Raw genomic sequence first — 17,466 nt, forward strand, 5'->3', positions numbered from 1 at the left:
GCAAAAAAGACGCTTTAAATACGCCTGCCCGATAAAATAAGCATTAATTGCCCAGCTCGACAAGGTGAAACATTCCGTTAGTTAATATACCCTTAGTTTTGCTGTACCAGGTGATATGGACAGGTCGCTGATTCTAGTGCATGACAGAATGCAAATACGGCCCAAAGATTATAATTATGAAAATTTACACTATCAGCCCTATTCTGCCACAGGCACGTTATCAGCGTTGCCCCCAATGCGATACCCTTTTTTCCTTGCCGCCGGTAAAATCGGTGCAGTCGGCCCATTGCCCTCGCTGCAATGCCCGTATCCACAACGGTCGCGACTGGTCGATGACCCGGCTTTGCGCCATCGCGATAACAATGCTACTGCTGCTACCTTTTAGCTTTACCGAACCGCTGATGTCGGTGTCCCTGCTTGGCACCACGATCAGCGCCAGCCTGATGGGCGGAATCATGCAGATGGCCCGCCAGGGCGATGTTATTACCGCCTCCATGGTCGCCTTTTGCACTATCGGCACGCCGGTAACCCTCGTTGCCTCAATCCTTTACCTGTGGTTTGGTCACCGCTTCGGCATGAATTTGCGGCCGGTAATATTGATGCTGCGACGGCTTAAAGAGTGGGTAATGCTGGATATCTATCTGATCGGCATCGCGGTAGCGTCAATTAAAGTTAAAGATTACGCGGCGCTGGAGCCCGGTCCCGGACTGATCGCATTTATTACCCTGACGCTGCTCAGCCTGCTGATGTTAATCCACCTTAATGAAGAAGAGCTTTGGCAGCGCTATTACCCGCTGCCGGAAGCGAATCAGCCATTAGCGTCGCTACGCATCTGCCTCGGCTGCCACTTTACCGGCGTACCCGATAGCCGCGGACGCTGTCCGCGCTGCCACACCCCGCTGCGGCTACGCCGCAGGCATAGCCTGCAAAAGTCCTGGGCGGCGCTGATTGCCTCGATTATATTTCTTATTCCGGCCAATATGCTGCCGATATCCATCATCTATCTAAATGGCGCACGCCAGGAGGACACGATACTGTCTGGCATTATGTCTCTTGCCAGCGGCAATGTGCCGGTAGCCGCCGTGGTCTTTATCGCCAGTATCCTGGTGCCCGTGACCAAAGTGATCGTGCTGCTTACGGTGCTGATAAGCATCCACTTCAACTGTGAGCAGGGCCTCAAAACGCGCATTCGCCTGCTGCGCGTTATCACCTGGGTTGGTCGCTGGTCGATGCTGGATTTGTTTGTTATTTCGCTCACGATGTCACTGGTCAATCGCGATCAGCTTTTAGCTTTTACCATGGGGCCGGCCGCATTTTATTTCGGTACGGCGGTAATCTTGACTATCCTAGCCGTCGAATGGCTCGACAGTCGCTTACTTTGGGACGCACATGCAACAGGAAACGCCGAATACACCGATTGAAGCTCGCATCCGCAACCGGCGCCGGGTATCGCCCTTCTGGCTTTTGCCGCTGATAGCCCTGCTGATTGCCGGCTGGCTGCTGTGGACTAATTATCAGGAGCGCGGCACCTCGGTTACCATTGCCTTTACCTCTGCGGACGGCATCGTCCCGGGGCGTACGCCTATTCGTTATCAGGGCGTTGAGGTCGGAACGGTTCAGGGCATAAATTTGAGTGACGATCTGCGCACCATTCGCATTAAGGCCAGTATCAAAAATGATATGAAAGATGCCCTGCGCGACAATACTCAGTTCTGGCTGGTAACCCCCAAGGCGTCGCTGGCGGGCGTATCGGGTCTGGATGCGTTGGTCGGCGGCAACTATATCGGCATGATGCCCGGTAAAGGTCAGCCGCGCACCGACTTTGTTGCGCTGGATACCCAACCCAAATATCGGGTAAACACCGGCGAAATGCTGATCCATCTGCATGCCCCCAACCTCGGTTCACTCGGCACCGGCTCGCTCGTTTATTACCGTAAAATCCCCGTTGGCCGGGTGTATGATTACACCATCAACCCGGCAAGCCAGGGCGTCACTATTGACGTGCTGATTGAGCGGCGCTTTACCAATCTGGTCAAAAAGGACAGTCGTTTCTGGAACGTATCAGGCGTGAAAGCAGACGTTAGCCTGAGCGGCGCGAAACTGGAAATGGAAAGCCTTGCGGCGCTGGTCAACGGCGCCGTTGCCTTCGACTCTCCCCCCGCTTCGCCTCAGGCTAAATCGGAAGATAACTACCAGCTCTATGCCGACCTGCAACACAGCAAGCGTGGCGTGAACGTTACGCTGGATTTTCCTGATGGCAAAGGCCTGAAAGCGAATTCCACTCCGCTGATGTATCAGGGCTTGCAGGTGGGTACGCTTACCTCGATGCAACTGCAGGACAGCGGGCGGGTTAAGGGCGAGCTGGTCCTCGATCCGTCGGTGGTTGGCCTGATGCGCGAGAATACGCGTATCGAGCTGCATACGCCGAAGCTTAGCCTGTCTGATGCCTCCATCAGCAGCCTGCTGACCGGGCCAACCCTTGAGCTGCTACCCGGAGATGGCCCACCGACAGACCATTTTTCCGTTGCCGCCGTTAATGATGCGCCCTTACAGCAGCCAAACGTGCTGAAGCTCACCCTCACCGCCGGTGACAGCTACGGCATTGATGCCGGACAGCCGGTGATGCTCCATGGGATGAAAATTGGCCAGGTTATCAGCCGCGACCTGAAGGAAAAAGGGGTGCGTTTCGCCATCGCCATTAATGCCGATTACCGCAGCCTGGTTCATGGCGACAGCAAGTTCATCGTTAACAGCCGTCTTGACGTCAAGTTTGGCCTTGATGGTATGCAGGTGCTGGGCGCCAGCGCGCGTGAATGGGTAGATGGCGGTATACGTCTTGAGCCTGGAGGCAAAGGCGCGCCGGCCGCCAGCTATCCACTGTACGCCGATGCGGCAAAGGCGGAAGAAGGTATCACCGGCGACCAGCCGCCCACTACCCTGACGTTAACGGCCAACAGCCTGCCGGATATTCAGGCAGGATCGGTAGTGCTGTACCGGAAATTTCAGGTGGGCGAGATCGTGTCAGTAACGCCTTACGCTAATAAGTTTGATATCGGCGTTCATATCCGTCCGGAATACCGCAAACTGCTGACGCAAAACAGCGTGTTCTGGGCCGAGGGCGGCGCTAAAGTACAATGGAACGGCAGCGGCCTGACGGTGCAAGCCTCGCCGCTGAACCGGGCATTGAAAGGGGCGATTAGCTTCGACAACCTGCTCGGCGCCGGCGCCGGACTTGATCGCAAAGAGAAACGCATTCTTTATGGATCAGAAACCGCCGCACGCGCGGTGGGAAGCCAGATTACGCTGCGCACCTATGACGGCAGCAAGCTGTCGCCGGGGATGCCGATCCGCTACCTCGGTATCAGCGTCGGGCAGGTTGAAAGTCTGGCGCTTAGCCCGGATAACCGCCAGGTGATCGCCAAAGCGGTGCTTTATCCTGAGTACGTGGAAGAATTTGCCCGCTGGGGCAGCCGCTTCTCGGTGGTTTCACCGCAGATTTCCGCAGCCGGCGTCAACCATCTTGAGACCCTGCTTCAGCCCTATGTTAACGTCGATCCGGGTAAAGGTCGGGTGATGCGCAGCTTTGAGCTGCAGGAAAACACCATCACCGATGCGCGCTACCTCGACGGGCTGAATGTGGTGGTCGATACCAGCGAAGGTGGATCCTTGCAGGTAGGTACGCCGGTATTCTTCCGCGGCGTAGAGGTCGGTACGGTGACCGGCACGACGCTGGGACCGATGGCGGATCGCGTGCTGGTATTCCTGCGGATTAGCAGTAAATATCAGCATCTGGTACGCAACAACTCGGTATTCTGGCTGTCATCCGGGTATAACCTGAAGTTCGGCCTGGTTGGCGGCGTGGTGAAAACCGGTACCTTCCAGCAGTTTATTCAGGGCGGGATTTCGTTCGCAACGCCGGCGACGGTGCCGCTGGCGCCGCAGGCGACGCCGGGCAAACATTTCCTGCTGGAAAATGAAGAGCCCAAAGGATGGCGCAACTGGGGAACGGCGATACCGCAACCGCAACCCTGACCGCACGGGGCGCCGCTTTCGACAGCGGCGTCCCGACAGGGCATAATGGCTTTTTATCGTAATGGGGAGCTGTCTTGCTCCCGCTGGCCTGGATTACGCCTGTGACCACCACTGCAACGCCCTTTCTCCCCGCTGCTTTTTTGCAGCAAATGCGCGATCTGCTGCCTGACGAAGCCGATTTCAACGCGTTCCTCACGATCTGCCGGCAGCCGCTGCGACGCAGCCTGCGCGTCAATACGCTCAAGATTGACGTAGACAAGTTTCTTGATTTGGTCGCGCCCTGGGGCTGGCAGCTGACGCCGATCCCCTGGTGTGAGGAAGGCTTCTGGATCGATCGTGATGATGGGGATTTTCCGCTCGGTAGCACTGCTGAGCACCTGAGCGGATTATTTTATATTCAGGAAGCCAGCTCCATGCTGCCGGTTACGGCGCTGTTTGATGCGGCCCCCGGTCCCGAACGCGTGATGGATATGGCCGCCGCGCCGGGGTCAAAAACCACTCAAATCGCAGCGCGCATGGCGCAAGAAGGGGCCATTGTCGCCAACGAGTACGCCGCCAGTCGCATAAAAGTGCTGCATGCTAATCTCAGCCGCTGCGGCGTCAGCAACGTTGCCCTCACCCATTTTGATGGCCGGGTATTTGGTGCTGCCCTGCCAGAACAGTTCGACGCCATATTGCTGGACGCGCCCTGTTCCGGCGAAGGCGTACTGCGTAAAGATGCAGATGCATTGAAAAACTGGTCTGCCGCCAGCAATATTGAGATTGCGGCTACGCAGCGCGATCTTATCGCCAGCGCTTTCCATGCCCTGAAGCCGGGTGGCGTACTGGTTTATTCAACCTGCACCCTCAATCGCGAAGAAAATCAGCAAATTATCGACTGGCTGCTGGCGCAGTGGCCCGGCGCAGCTGAGCGTTTGCCGCTTAATGGATTGTTTCCGGGCGCCGAACGCGTAGCGACGCCGGCGGGCGATCTGCACGTATTTCCACAGCGCTTTGACAGCGAAGGATTTTTTGTCGCCCGCCTGCGTAAAACTGCCTCGCTACCCGCGCTGCCTGCGCCCGGCTATAAACTCGGCAAACTCCCCTTCAGTCGCCTTTCAACCGCCCTTAGCCAGCAGGTAACCGCCGCCGCAGGCAACGTTGGCCTGCACTGGGATAGCCGGTTACTGGCCCTCTGGCAACGGGATAAAGAGCTTTGGTTGTTTCCGGAAGCCATCGTGCCGCTACTCGGTAAAGTACGATTTTCACGCATCGGCCTGCGGCTGGCGGAAACCTTCGCCAAAGGCTATCGCTGGCAGCATGAAGCGGTTATTGCACTGGCCGACACGCAGGCCGCCAACTGCGTCGCGCTGACGGCAGCAGAAGCCGTTGAATGGTATCACGGACGGGATATTTACCCTGAAGGCGAGATTAGCGCGAATGAAGTGATTGTGACATTTCAGCAGCAGCCACTCGGACTGGCAAAAAAGATAGGTAGTCGACTGAAAAACAGCTACCCGCGCGAGCTGGTGCGCGACGGAAAACTGTTTAGCGCCGGAGATTAAGGCTTACTGCACCTGCACTAAGGTCAGGGTGTTACCAAATACCGCGCCGGTGTCAATATAGTGCTGATTAAAGGCATGCACCGGTCTCTCCAACGGCGTGTGGCCAAACCAGAAGTCATCAGCGCCGCTGATGACTTCTCCGATGCCGCGCTGTAGCTGATTAATCCGCTCGCGGCTCCATACCAGGTCGCGAGGATTAACCTCCTGCCCCCAGGCGTAGTGGCTGGCAGGATAATCGGCATGGGCAATCACCATAATCTTACCGTCAGATACCAGATGAAGCACCAGCGGTAGCTCGCGACAGCGCATCAGGGCATGGCGCGCTTCAATACACTGGCTGCCGCGCAGCTGATAAAACCAGTCGCCGCCGTTCAGCTGCCAGAGCTGATGCTCAGCGCGATCCGCGCCCTTGAGCGCCGCTAGCGCCATCTCCTCATGATTGCCGCGCACACAGCGAAACCAGGGTTGATCAAGCAACGCCAGACAGCCACGGCTGTCCGGACCCCGGTCGATAAGATCGCCAACTGATATCAGCAGGTCCTGTTGAGGGTCAAAGCGCTGGCTAATCAGCTGCTCATCGAGCATCCGTCGGCAACCATGCAGGTCACCGACAATATAAATATGACGCCAGTTTTCTCCGTCCAGATACTGATAGAACATGATGTTAAGTCACAACGCTGAGCATAAGATTTGAGCTGAAAATGAGTTTCCAGCGCTAAGGAAGTATAGCAAGGGGGGGAAATGCGCAACGTTAAGCCATTCACAGAGGCGGCCAACGTTGTGCGGTTTGATGACCGTCGCCGCTGGCTATCAACGGGTCATAATGCAGTCCTGGTCGGCACTGCCGCGCATCGGCGTCGAAACAGCCGCGAGACTATTTCATCAGCATCAGCGCATGCTTAAGAGCCTTATTATCTTCTCCGGCCAAATCGTTACGCTGCATCAAAGCCTTACGCAAGATTGCCAGAATCGAGGTCCGTCCGGTTTCTGCCCCTGCATCCTTTAGTACCAGCACCACGTCACCAATGATGCGGCAGGCTTCGTCATAAGATGCTTCGCTCATATCTTGACGCTGCATGTTACCTCCTTAATTTCCTACCGCGAGTATAGTTAAAGAAGCTGAACAGGCAGTGTCAGTCAGATGTTTTTCTGTGGCGGAATGTAAACAAAAATTAATATATTCACGTCCGGGGCAAATAAATCACCCGCGCACGCGCCCTGCGCTATTCCAATTTATGCAACCCCGATCACGAAGCGAACAACTTTAGCCGTGGGGGTTTACAGCTGGCTGGAAAAAATACATATCCCGGCTACATTTAAAGAGCAAGGCGACATCGCCTGCATTAATGCCAACTTTTAGCGCACGGCTCTCCCGCAAGAGCCATTTCCCTGGACCGAATATAGGAATCGTATTCGGTCTTTTTTTGTTTATCTTTTATAAACAATCAGTTATATAAAAATCAACCAGTTAGTATCCATCCAGTTACACCGGATTACCCCCTCCAGGAGACCCGACAGTCAATTGGTGGACACTTCTCCCGGCTAATAATGCCAGCGGATTTATGGCCAGTACGGCCTCCAGGGCGGCAAATGCAAGCTAGCTGCGCCATGAAAATCGCAATTCGTGACAGGGTCACTTAAAGAAACTGATTATTCGGCTGTCGGCATCGCACGGCGCCTGGCGGCGCGAAACTCTCCGGCGTTATCGATAATCCAGCGCCATAGCGGCAGCATATTCATCAGCATCCCTTCTCCCAACGCCGTCAGGCTGTAATCAACGCGTGGGTGGGGAAATTTTTGCTGATGATCAAAGCGCCCTATCAGCCCATCACGTTCCAGCTGGCGTAAAGTACGTGTCAGCATGCGCTGGGTTATTCCCGGCATGGCGCGGCGCAGGTCAGCATGGCGCAGCGTTCCCTGCGTCCCCAGAATATACAAAATTCCCAGCGACCAGCGGTTGCCGGCATGGCTAAGCACCTCTCTTTTTAGTGAATCATCTTCATCACTTAAGGCCTCGCAGATGGCGGCAAAGCTGGCGATTTGTTGCGAACTGAGTTGCATGTTGTCCTCTGGTATCACCCGTGTGCCTGATTGTGCGTCGCAAGTTGCTGCTGTCAGAATGCTGTGTAACAGGAGGAGCATATGAAGCATACCCAGACAAAGCAACGGCAAAACATTCTGATTATCGGCGCAGGCGAGCTCGGCATGGCGATGATTAAGGCGTTTGTTGCTAGCAGAAAGACGCCCCCCGACATCCGGCTCAGCGTGCTGCTACGTCCGGCAGCGCACCACAACAGCCAGCCAGCCTATTTGCAGCGCGACAAACAGCTGGCTGAATGGGGTATTGAGGTTGTCACCGCCGATCTGAGTCGCGACGATCAATCCAGCCTGGCGCAGCTTTTTAAACCCTTTAATGCGGTGATTAACTGCAGCGGCTTTGCCGGCGGCGCCGGTACCCAGCTCAAAATTAGCCAGGCGGTAATCAGCGCCGGCATTGAGCGCTATTTTCCATGGCAGTTCGGCGTTGATTATGACCGCATCGGCATGGGCAGCGGCCAACCGGTATGGGATGAACAACTTCAGGTACGCCACTTGCTGCGCCAGCAAAGCGCAACGGCCTGGGTGATCATTTCTACCGGGATGTTTATCAGCTTTTTATTTGAACCGGACTTTGGCGTCATTGAGATTGAAAACCAAAAGCTTTTCGCCCTGGGCGCGGCAGATTATGCGCTCACCCTGACCACCGCAGAGGATATAGGCAGGCTAACGGCAGACGTCTTTTTTTACCAGCCAGCGGTGCAAAATGACATTATCTATACAGCAGGTGACACCGTCACTTATAGCCAGCTTGCGCAATTGCTAAGCGAACACTTTTGCCGGCCTTTCACCCTGGAGGTACGCAGTCGTGCGCAGCTGCAGCAGCGACTTTTCCTACAAGGTGACGTTGCCAGTGCTTATCAGCTGGCTTTTGCCCGCCAATCGGGCATTGCCTGGCCGAAATCACAAAGCTGGAACGCCAGGCGGGGAATCGAAGTCACCGATGTTAAACGCTGGCTACAGGAGAACCGCAGTCTCACCCCGGCATAACCCGGCTTAGCCACTGGCGGTATGCCTCAGGCCATGCGGCTACGGGCGTGCCGGCCCTCCCCATCGCGAAACCGTGGCCGCCGCTGCGGTACATATGCAGCTCGACCGGCACCTTAGCTTGCTGGCAGGCTTCAGCCATTAACAGGCTGTTATGCGGGTTCGCGATCGGATCATCCTCCGCCTGCACGAGAAATATTGGCGGGGTAGCTGGCGAGACGTGGCGCTGAACCGACCACAGTGCGTTCTGCCGATCGCTGGCCTCCGGCCCGACCAACATGCGATGCGTGGCGGTATGGGTCCAGGGTCTTTCCAGTGAAATAACCGGATAAATCAGCGCGGCGGCGTCGGCGCTGGCGGGCAGCTTATCGATATCATCCTGACTGGGATAGTGACCGAGACGGCGGGCATTAATCGCCATGCCCATCAAATGCCCGCCGGCGGAGAACCCCAGCACGCTAAGCTGCTTTTCCCGGCTGCGGATGACGCGCAGCGCGCGCCTTGCATCCTGTAAGGCGACGCTCACCCCATCGTGCCAGCCTTCCCCGGGCAGCCGGTAGCAAAGAATATAGGCATTGTATCCCTGTCGCTGCAGCCAGCGGGCGGCGGGCCATGCTTCGCGCGCCATGCCGATGCGCTTGTAACCGCCACCGGCGGCGACAAGTACCGCTTTTCCGCCAGCACGGGCGGAAGGCAACAAGGTCAGTGACGGTCGGGAGATATGCGTCAATGCCCCGACCGGGGAACGTAGCGGCGCGCCTGCGGGTCCACCACCGCCCGGTGGTAAGCCCGGCCACAGCGCAATATCAATCCCTTCATCCGCCCCGGACAGCCCGCTGGCGATGCTGTGTGGAAAGCGTAACGAGAAACAGCTAACCAGGGCTCCCTGAATAAATTTACGACGATTCATCATTCTCCTCCGGCGTTAGCTGACACTATGGTTGCAAAAGGTGGAGAAAGGATGAAGAACCCGCGTTGAAGTCGCGGACAGCAAAAAAATGCCGCGTCGCTTAACATCGTCTATTTACGGCAAAGCTGCTGTGCGCGATCGATAAACGGCTGCAGGCTTTTCTTTTGGCCGGGATGCGCCGGATCGTCCAGCTGAATAATTGAGATCGGTTTAGCCTGAACCTGGCCGGATTTCATCATTGCCTCAGCCTTGTCGTTGAGGGGATACTCCAGCAGCGTACTGGGATTAATAGCAAACAGCGCGCCGCCTTTTTCACAGGTGAGCATAATCTCTTCACGATTAAACGCCCATTTGTCTTTACCAACCTCAAAGCGGCTGACGGTCACAATTTGCGATGCAGCCAGAGCGCTATTGGCGATCCCTGATAGCAACAAAATGCTTAACCATTTTTTCATTGTAATGACCCTTTTAAAATTAACCCGGCGACAGCGTCGCAAACACCGCAACCAGAATAAGCACGCAGGCTGCCAGCAGCAGTTCAAGACAGGTGGCAGCAATAAATCGTCGCTGCGCCTGGTAACCCGCCAGTCGAAAGCGTGGAACCAGCCAGTAGCGATTAAACAGAGCAATGGCGATCATCAGCAGCACCAGCATCACCTTAAACAGCAGCAGCTGGCTGTAGAACTGAAAACTTTGCGGTGGCCAGCCAAGCAGCAGCCAGCCGTCAATGATGCCGGTAACCAGCACCAGCACCACGGCAAGATGTCCGTAAGAAGAAAAGCGCATCATGGTGCGAATAGCGTCATAGCCCGACGACTGCCGCCGCGCCGCCAGCATAACGGCAGGCAGCGGAACCAGGCCGCCAACCCAAAACGCCGCGCTGATTAAATGAATACTTTGATTGATACGCTGCAAGACACCCGGCATACCTTCATGCATCGCGGCATGGCCGACCAGTGCCAGGCCACAAAGCTGGGTCAGCGCTGACAATAATGCCAGGTTACGCCCAAACTGGCGGGGAATAAACAGTGCCGCAAGGCTGATTAGCGGTAGCCAAAGCTGTAAGCGCCACATTCGACCGAAAGACGTAGCGAGCACGGCCTGCCACACCCCGGAACGCATAATATCTTGCCAGCCGTCGCCCATCAGACCGACCTGAGCGGCCAGTAGCAACCAGGCTGAAAATAAACAGCCCGCAGCAGCAAGCACGCTCAGAGATAAAAGCCGACGAGATAATTGCTTGCGCCAGCATCGCGGCGCAAGCAGCGTGCTGTAAAAACAGCAGCCCGAATAAACGAACAGCAGCGTAAAGTGCATCCAGCGGCTGAACAGATAAACAGTATCCAGTGGCATAGTGTCCGCGATTCAGATCCCAGATCGTTCCGTGCATGAAAAGTTAAAAATCGGCGTCAGCATACCCCGCCCCTTCTGAGCTGTCGAGGTCGGATGACACCCGCCTGCAGGCAAAGACTTGTCAGCCTGCGGCGACTAAGGTACTTTTTGCACTGCGAACAGGAGTAGAGATATGTCATATAATCTGGCAGAGCTGGATCAGCAGGAAAAAGATCGCGTTAATGCCGATCTGGCCGCTGCGGGCGTCGCCTATAAAGAGCGCTACAATATGCCCGTTATTGCTGAACTGGTTGAAAAAGAGCAGCCCGAAGAGCTGCGCATATGGTTTCGTGAACGGCTTCAGCACCACCGTCAGGCGTCGCTGTCTCTGAGCCGGCTGCCATGGGAACCTAAGCAAAAATAAACGCGCTTAACGTTTTATCTTGTTTTCTGTTGTCGCTTCGGGTGAGATAGCTTGCAGAATTATCACTATCAGGAGTGAGTGATCATGTCTTTCTGGCGTATTGCAGCGGCCCAATCCGGGTCAAAACCCGGCGAGCTTGAATGGAACATTGCCCATCATTTAGCCTTTATTCGTCAGGCGGCAGACAGAGAGGTCGACCTTCTGCTTTTTCCTGAGCTTTCACTGACCGGCTACGAACTGGAGCACGCCAGCCACCAGGCGCTGGAGCTTGACGATCCGCGCCTGAAAGTATTCAGCCAGGCGGCGCACAATCACCAGATGAGCATCATTATTGGTTTGCCTTTACTGCATGAAGGCAAACCCCGGCTATCCGCCCTCGCCTTTTTACCGGAAGGCACCCGCATCGCCTATGCCAAGCGTAAGCTGCACGGCGATGAAACGCGCTTTTTTACCCCCGGCGATGGTCTGCCACTGTTTGGTTACGATCACCGCTACGTGACGCTGGCGGTATGTGCGGATATTACCGTTGATGCCTATGCCCGCGACGCAGCCCAGCGCGGCGCTAACCTTTATGCCGCCAGCGTGCTGGTAAGCGAAACGGGTTACGCTACCGATGCCGGTTATCTGCAGCGCTGGGCGCGGGATTTCAATATGGCGGTGCTGATGGCCAATCACGCCTATCCTACCGGCGGGTTAGACAGTGCCGGGAAAAGCGCACTCTGGGATCAGCGTGGTAATCAGATTGTGGTCGGCACTGAAGGCGAACAGCTGGTCATTGCCGAGCGTAACGAAGGTCACTGGCACGGTGACACCGTCCCGTTCATCCAACCGGAGTCGATATAAGTTGTCTGCAGTTACCCGCTTTCGCGTAATCGATACTGAAACCTGCGGTCTTGACGGCGGGATTGTCGAAGTGGCATCCGTCGATGTGGTTGAGGGTGAAATCGTCAATCCAATGAGCGATCTGGTAATGCCCGATCGTCCAATCAGCCGCCAGGCAATGGCCATCCATCGGATTACCCCCGCCATGGTTAGCGGTATGCCGCCGGTTGAAGACGCAATTATCCGCTATCAGGGCAGCGAATGGTACGTCGCGCACAATGCCAGCTTTGATCGGCGCGTACTGCCGGAAATGTCGGGAAACTGGCTATGTACCATGAAGCTTGCACGTCAGCTATGGCCCGGCATTAAATATGGCAACCAGGCGCTGCGAGAGTCGCTGCGGCTGGAGGTTACGCCACCGGCGCACCTGCATGCCCACCGGGCGCTTTATGATTGCTACGTCACTGCTGCGCTGTTAATTCGCATTATGCAGGTGTCCGGGTGGGACGCCGCCGCCATGGCGTCGCGAATGGAGCCCCGGCCATCACAGGAAGGGGTACTGCCGTTTGGCAAGTATCGCGGTCAGCCAATTAGCGTGGTCGCGCAGAAAAATCCGGCCTATTTGCACTGGATGCTGAAAAATATCAGCGACCTCAAACCGGCGTTAAAACAAGCCGTTATGGCTGCGCTGGCGGCGCCGCGCTGAGCGATCCGCGCGCCAGACCGATAAGAAACGCATATTCCAGCGCAATACCTTCATAAGATTTAAACCGCCCCGATTTCCCCCCATGCCCGGCGTCCATATCGGTGCAAAGCAGCAGCAGGCTATCATCAGTTTTCAACTTGCGCAGCTTTGCCACCCACTTTGCCGGTTCCCAGTACTGCACCTGCGAGTCATGCAGTCCGGTAGTGACCAGCAAATGAGGATAGCGCTTGGCGGTGACATTGTCATAGGGACTATATTGTCTGATGTAATGATACTCGTCGGCACGGTTTGGGTTGCCCCATTCCTGGTATTCTCCCGTCGTCAGCGGAATTGACGCATCCAGCATGGTGGTAACCACGTCAACAAATGGCACCTCAGCCACGGCAGCATGATATAAATCAGAGGCCATATTAAGGACGGCCCCTATCAGCAACCCCCCGGCGCTTGCTCCCATGGCATAAATCCGGTCAGGGTCAGCATAACCTTGCTTAGCCAGCGCGACGGTGACATCGATAAAATCGGTGAAACTGTTCATCTTATTCAGCATGCGACCGGCGTCGTACCAGTTCTGTCCCAGTTCCCCGCCGCCGCGTATATGAGCAATGCCAAAAACAAAACCGCGATTAAGCAGGCTAAGGCGACTGATGCTGAAATCAGCGTCCATGCTCCCGCCATAGGCGCCGTAGCCATATACCAACAGCGGATTCTTAGCCTTGTGGAAATGATCGCGATGATAAACCAGAGAAACGGGAACCTCAGTACCGTCACGCATGATAAACCAGTGGTACTCACTGCGATAATTTGCAGGGTCAAATCCCTTAACCTCAGTCTGTTTCAGCAATACGCGCTCGCCGGTGTCCATGTCCAGTTCAAACAGAGTTTGCGGCGTAGTCATCGATGAGTATCCGTAACGCAATTTACTGGTTTCCGGACTGGGATTGTACGCCAGCCAGGTCACATAGGCCGGATCGTCGAAGGCGATGCTCACCGCCTCCCCGCTCCGACGATGAATATGGCGCAGGCTGGTAAGTCCGCGCTGGCGCTCTTCGACCACCAGCCAGTCGCGAAATAGCGAGAAGTTTTCCAGCACGATATGCGGTCGTGGCTCAATCAGGCACTGCCAGCCTTCGGCAGTAACCTCGTCGGTCCGGTAAAGGCCGAAATTTTTGCCGTGGCGATTGGAACGGATAAAAAACTGATGGTCATAGTGATCCAGACTGTATTCATGATCTTTGCTGCGAGCCATTAAAACCTGGGGAATGGCGTCATGAAACTCAGCGTCAAGCAGTCTCATCTCGCTGCTGGTACTGCTCTGCATGGCGATGATAATAAAATGTTCTGACGTTGATTTGTGCACGCTGACATAAAAGGTATCGTCCTGCTCCTCATAGATCAGCACATCATCCTGCTGCGAGGTGCCAACCTGATGCCGCCAGACCTGCCAGGGCAATAAGGTCTGTTTATGTTTGAGGACGTAGTAAAGAACCCGACTGTCGTTTCCCCAGACGAATTCATCAGAAACGTTCTCAAGCACTTCCGGATACCAGCAGCCGGTCGTCAGATTACAAAAGCGTATGCCGAACAGACGCCGCGACAGGAAGTCTTCCGCCACCGCCAGCGTTTGGTTATCAGGACTAACACTAAGACCTTCGAGGGTGTAGAACTCGCTGTGAGCAGCACGCTGATTCGCATCCAGCAGGATTTCCCACTCATCGGGCGTTGACGTATCAGCAGGCTGACGTAAATAGAGAGGAAACTCATCACCCTGAGCATAGCGATGCAAATAACGGTAGCCACGCTTTACATACGGGACCGACTGCACCTCCTGCGCCTCACGTTCAATCATTTCATTGAGCAGGCTGCTTTCCAGCGCCTGATGTGAAGACATCACCGCCCTGCCGTAATCATTTTCCGCACGCAGATAGTCAATTACCTCTGGCCGTTGGCGATGATCGTCGCGTAGCCAGTAGTAATTATCGACGCGGGTATCGTCGTGCAGGGTCATGGTATGGGGAGTTTCGCGCGCTTTTGGGGGCATCATAATAATTGGTCGCTCCGGGATAAAACTGACTTACCTGATATAAGCGTGGCAGCGTTTAACAGGATTGCCAACCGCGAGCAGAGGAAGATAAGGGAGAAACGCCGGCGTAATAGCCGCCGGCGCAAATAATCAGGCGGCATCTACGGCTTTGATCGGCGCTTTCTTCTGCTGGTTAACCACGCTGTCGCTATCAGCGCTTTGACTGGCGACGGCCTCAGGCAGTTTACTGGTGCGAATAATATGCTGAATGGCTTCTTTCTCAGCGGCCAGATGTAAACCGAGCGCTTCACGCTGGGCTTCATCAAGCTCCAGTGTACTCTGACCCAGCCAGTCGGCAAACGTTTCAGCCATATCCAACATTTTGTCATGGGCATCCGCCTCTTTCTTGCTGGCAAACGTCATCTTTTCCTCGCCATTACGTATTACGACATATTTAATTTCTACCGCCATCGCACACCTCTGATGCTGTATTTTTATCCAGTATAAACAAATCTTTTTTCCCGCGCAAATCAGCAAAGCAAGTGCCTACACAAACGTTTTCGTTTATACTGCGCGCGTTTTTAGCTAACTCAGGTATTAGATCATGACGACTCTTGGCACCGCGCTGCGCCCCGCCGCCACGCGCGTAATGTTATTAGGTTCCGGCGAGCTGGGTAAAGAGGTGGCGATTGAATGCCAGCGGCTGGGCGTTGAGGTGATTGCGGTCGATCGCTATGCCGATGCGCCAGCAATGCAGGTCGCCCACCGCAGCCATGTGATCAACATGCTTGACCCACAGGCGCTGAAAGAGCTCATCGCTCAGGAGCGGCCGGATTATATTGTGCCGGAAATTGAAGCGATCGCCACCGATGTCCTGGTAGAGCTGGAAAATCAGGGACAGCGCGTAGTACCTCGCGCTCAGGCAGCTCGCCTGACCATGAATCGAGAGGGAATTCGTCGGCTGGCGGCGGAAACGCTGGGCCTACCCACTTCTGCTTACCGCTTTGCCGACAGCCAGGCTGCGTTTCTTCAAGCCGTAGAAGAAATAGGTTTTCCGTGCATTATAAAACCGGTAATGAGCTCATCGGGGAAAGGACAAAGCTTTATTCGTAGCAAAGATGATCTTGAAAAAGCATGGGAATACGCCCAGCAGGGCGGCCGCGCCGGCGCCGGTCGGGTGATTGTTGAAAGCGTGATTAAGTTTGACTTTGAAATCACCCTGCTCACGGTTAGCGCGACAGATGGTATTCATTACTGTGCGCCGGTGGGGCATCGTCAGGAGGATGGCGACTACCGGGAGTCATGGCAACCGCAGCAGATGAGCCCTCAGGCATTACAACAGGCGCAGCAGGTTGCGGAAAAAGTAGTGAGCGCCCTCGGTGGTCACGGATTATTCGGCGTGGAGCTGTTCGTCTGCGGCGATGAAGTCGTCTTCAGCGAGGTCTCACCGCGCCCCCATGACACCGGCATGGTGACGCTTATATCTCAGGACCTGTCAGAGTTCGCCCTGCACGTACGCGCGTTTCTCGGTCTGCCGATCGGCGGCATTCGTCAATATGGCCCCGCCGCATCTGCCGTTATCCTGCCCGAACTGACCAGTAACAACGTTTCTTTTAGCAATCTTTCCGCTGCGCTTGGCGCCGGGTTGCAGCTGCGCCTGTTCGGCAAGCCGGAAATTAGCGGTCAGCGTCGACTGGGCGTCGCGCTGGCAACGGCAGACAACATTGAACTGGCGATCGATCGCGCTATAGATTGCGCCCGCCAGGTAGTGGTCAAAGGTTAAGATTTGCCGCCGACAGCAAGCCGGCGGCTGTTCTGACGGCAAGTCAGCTGCGCGCGCCGGCTACCGCCTCGCGAGCAAGCTGGGTAATGCGTTCATAATCGCCGGATTCCAGCGCATCCGCCGGAACCAGCCAGCTGCCGCCAATGCAATGCACGCTGCTTAAGGCCAGATAGTCACGGTAATTTTTTGGCGAAATGCCGCCGGTAGGACAAAAGCGAACCTGTGGGAACGGCCCGGCAATAGCCTGCAGTGCTTTTACCCCGCCATTAGCTTCTGCCGGAAAAAATTTAAATTCACGCAGTCCGTGCTCCATGCCCAGCATCAGTTCTGAAACGGTGCTGATACCCGGAATCAGGGGAACCGGTCCTGCCACTGCCGCTGCCACTAACTTCTCGCTAATGCCCGGACTGATAATGAACTGTGCGCCGGCATCGGTAACTTCCTGCAGCTGCTGCTGATTAATGACCGTACCGGCACCGACGATCGCCTGCGGTACCGCTTTGATCATCGCCTTCATGGCCTCCAGCGCGCAGGAGGTGCGTAGGGTCACTTCCAGCACTTTCACGCCGCCGGCCACCAGCGCCTCGGCCATGGGTACCGCATGTTCCAGCTTATTAACCACGATAACCGGTACTACCGGACCCGCGGTAAGAATTTGTTCTGCACTGATACGCCAGTTTTTCATTGCATCGAACTCCTTGCGCCATTAAAGCCGCGACACTATAAGGTGGAAGAGGGGTATACGCTGTACCTTACCGCAGTATGCGGTTTATCGTCTATGGCAAACTCATTTTTTTAAAACGCAGTTT

General features: G+C 55.5%; 17 protein-coding genes. 8 read left to right on the forward strand and 9 right to left on the reverse strand.

Annotated features, from left to right (window positions below; all coding sequences use genetic code 11):
• Positions 1–176 precede the first annotated feature (176 nt).
• The 3 genes from yebS to rsmF all read left to right on the forward strand — a co-directional run bounded on the left by yebS (position 177) and on the right by rsmF (position 5,576).
• Positions 177–1,421, forward strand: a complete 1,245-nt coding sequence (gene yebS / locus BTJ39_RS08905; RefSeq protein WP_078002409.1) for a membrane integrity lipid transport subunit YebS — start codon at positions 177–179, stop codon at positions 1,419–1,421.
• Entirely contained in the window at positions 1,390–4,032 is a 2,643-nt protein-coding gene (locus BTJ39_RS08910) for a PqiB family protein (RefSeq protein WP_078002327.1), read from the forward strand. Before yebS ends, BTJ39_RS08910 begins: the two co-directional genes overlap by 32 nt.
• A 101-nt stretch (positions 4,033–4,133) precedes the next feature.
• Positions 4,134–5,576, forward strand: a complete 1,443-nt coding sequence (gene rsmF / locus BTJ39_RS08915) for a 16S rRNA (cytosine(1407)-C(5))-methyltransferase RsmF (RefSeq protein WP_078002410.1) — start codon at positions 4,134–4,136, stop codon at positions 5,574–5,576.
• A gap of 3 nt (positions 5,577–5,579) precedes the next feature.
• Here the strand turns inward: rsmF and BTJ39_RS08920 are convergent, their stop codons facing one another.
• From BTJ39_RS08920 to BTJ39_RS08930, 3 genes are all read right to left on the reverse strand, one after another.
• Positions 5,580–6,236, reverse strand: coding sequence for a metallophosphoesterase (locus BTJ39_RS08920; protein WP_078002328.1), 657 nt, complete (start codon positions 6,234–6,236; stop codon positions 5,580–5,582).
• 214 nt (positions 6,237–6,450) lie between these two features.
• Entirely contained in the window at positions 6,451–6,654 is a 204-nt protein-coding gene (locus tag BTJ39_RS08925; protein ID WP_078002329.1) for a DUF2767 family protein, read from the reverse strand.
• A gap of 572 nt (positions 6,655–7,226) precedes the next feature.
• Complete coding sequence (locus BTJ39_RS08930) at positions 7,227–7,637, reverse strand: winged helix-turn-helix transcriptional regulator (protein ID WP_078002330.1); 411 nt, start codon at positions 7,635–7,637, stop codon at positions 7,227–7,229.
• 81 nt (positions 7,638–7,718) lie between these two features.
• Here BTJ39_RS08930 and BTJ39_RS08935 point away from each other — a divergent pair, with 81 nt between their 5' ends.
• Positions 7,719–8,663, forward strand: a complete 945-nt coding sequence (locus BTJ39_RS08935) for an aromatic alcohol reductase (protein WP_078002331.1) — start codon at positions 7,719–7,721, stop codon at positions 8,661–8,663.
• On the opposite strand, the gene BTJ39_RS08940 is transcribed toward BTJ39_RS08935, so the two are convergent.
• The 3 genes from BTJ39_RS08940 to copD all read right to left on the reverse strand — a co-directional run bounded on the left by BTJ39_RS08940 (position 8,650) and on the right by copD (position 10,923).
• Positions 8,650–9,570, reverse strand: a complete 921-nt coding sequence (locus BTJ39_RS08940) for an alpha/beta hydrolase (RefSeq protein WP_078002332.1) — start codon at positions 9,568–9,570, stop codon at positions 8,650–8,652. The genes BTJ39_RS08935 and BTJ39_RS08940 overlap by 14 nt on opposite strands.
• Before the next feature lie 110 nt (positions 9,571–9,680).
• Positions 9,681–10,025, reverse strand: a complete 345-nt coding sequence (locus BTJ39_RS08945; protein WP_078002333.1) for a YebY family protein — start codon at positions 10,023–10,025, stop codon at positions 9,681–9,683.
• A 19-nt stretch (positions 10,026–10,044) separates the two neighbouring features.
• On the reverse strand, positions 10,045–10,923 hold the full coding sequence (gene copD / locus BTJ39_RS08950) for a copper homeostasis membrane protein CopD (protein WP_078002334.1): 879 nt from the start codon (positions 10,921–10,923) through the stop codon (positions 10,045–10,047).
• Positions 10,924–11,095: 172 nt separating this feature from the next.
• Here copD and BTJ39_RS08955 point away from each other — a divergent pair, with 172 nt between their 5' ends.
• From BTJ39_RS08955 to exoX, 3 genes are all read left to right on the forward strand, one after another.
• On the forward strand, positions 11,096–11,326 hold the full coding sequence (locus BTJ39_RS08955; protein ID WP_078002335.1) for a DNA polymerase III subunit theta: 231 nt from the start codon (positions 11,096–11,098) through the stop codon (positions 11,324–11,326).
• Positions 11,327–11,410: 84 nt separating this feature from the next.
• Positions 11,411–12,169 carry a carbon-nitrogen hydrolase family protein gene (locus BTJ39_RS08960; RefSeq protein ID WP_078002336.1) on the forward strand — a complete coding sequence of 253 codons (759 nt, stop codon included), beginning with the start codon at positions 11,411–11,413 and terminating at the stop codon, positions 12,167–12,169.
• 1 nt (position 12,170) lies between these two features.
• On the forward strand, positions 12,171–12,854 hold the full coding sequence (gene exoX, locus BTJ39_RS08965) for an exodeoxyribonuclease X (protein WP_078002337.1): 684 nt from the start codon (positions 12,171–12,173) through the stop codon (positions 12,852–12,854).
• On the opposite strand, the gene BTJ39_RS08970 is transcribed toward exoX, so the two are convergent.
• Both BTJ39_RS08970 and BTJ39_RS08975 read right to left on the reverse strand, forming a co-directional pair.
• On the reverse strand, positions 12,826–14,895 hold the full coding sequence (locus BTJ39_RS08970; RefSeq protein ID WP_078002338.1) for a prolyl oligopeptidase family serine peptidase: 2,070 nt from the start codon (positions 14,893–14,895) through the stop codon (positions 12,826–12,828). The genes exoX and BTJ39_RS08970 overlap by 29 nt on opposite strands.
• Before the next feature lie 129 nt (positions 14,896–15,024).
• Positions 15,025–15,345, reverse strand: coding sequence for a YebG family protein (locus BTJ39_RS08975; protein WP_078002339.1), 321 nt, complete (start codon positions 15,343–15,345; stop codon positions 15,025–15,027).
• 133 nt (positions 15,346–15,478) lie between these two features.
• Here BTJ39_RS08975 and purT point away from each other — a divergent pair, with 133 nt between their 5' ends.
• Positions 15,479–16,657 (forward strand): formate-dependent phosphoribosylglycinamide formyltransferase, encoded by a 1,179-nt coding sequence (purT, locus tag BTJ39_RS08980; RefSeq protein WP_078002340.1) that lies wholly within the window; start codon positions 15,479–15,481, stop codon positions 16,655–16,657.
• 43 nt (positions 16,658–16,700) lie between these two features.
• On the opposite strand, the gene BTJ39_RS08985 is transcribed toward purT, so the two are convergent.
• On the reverse strand, positions 16,701–17,342 hold the full coding sequence (locus BTJ39_RS08985) for a bifunctional 4-hydroxy-2-oxoglutarate aldolase/2-dehydro-3-deoxy-phosphogluconate aldolase (protein ID WP_078002341.1): 642 nt from the start codon (positions 17,340–17,342) through the stop codon (positions 16,701–16,703).
• Between the last annotated feature and the right edge of the window lie 124 nt (positions 17,343–17,466).

This window comes from Izhakiella australiensis, assembly GCF_002006995.1.
GTDB lineage: Bacteria > Pseudomonadota > Gammaproteobacteria > Enterobacterales > Enterobacteriaceae > Izhakiella > Izhakiella australiensis.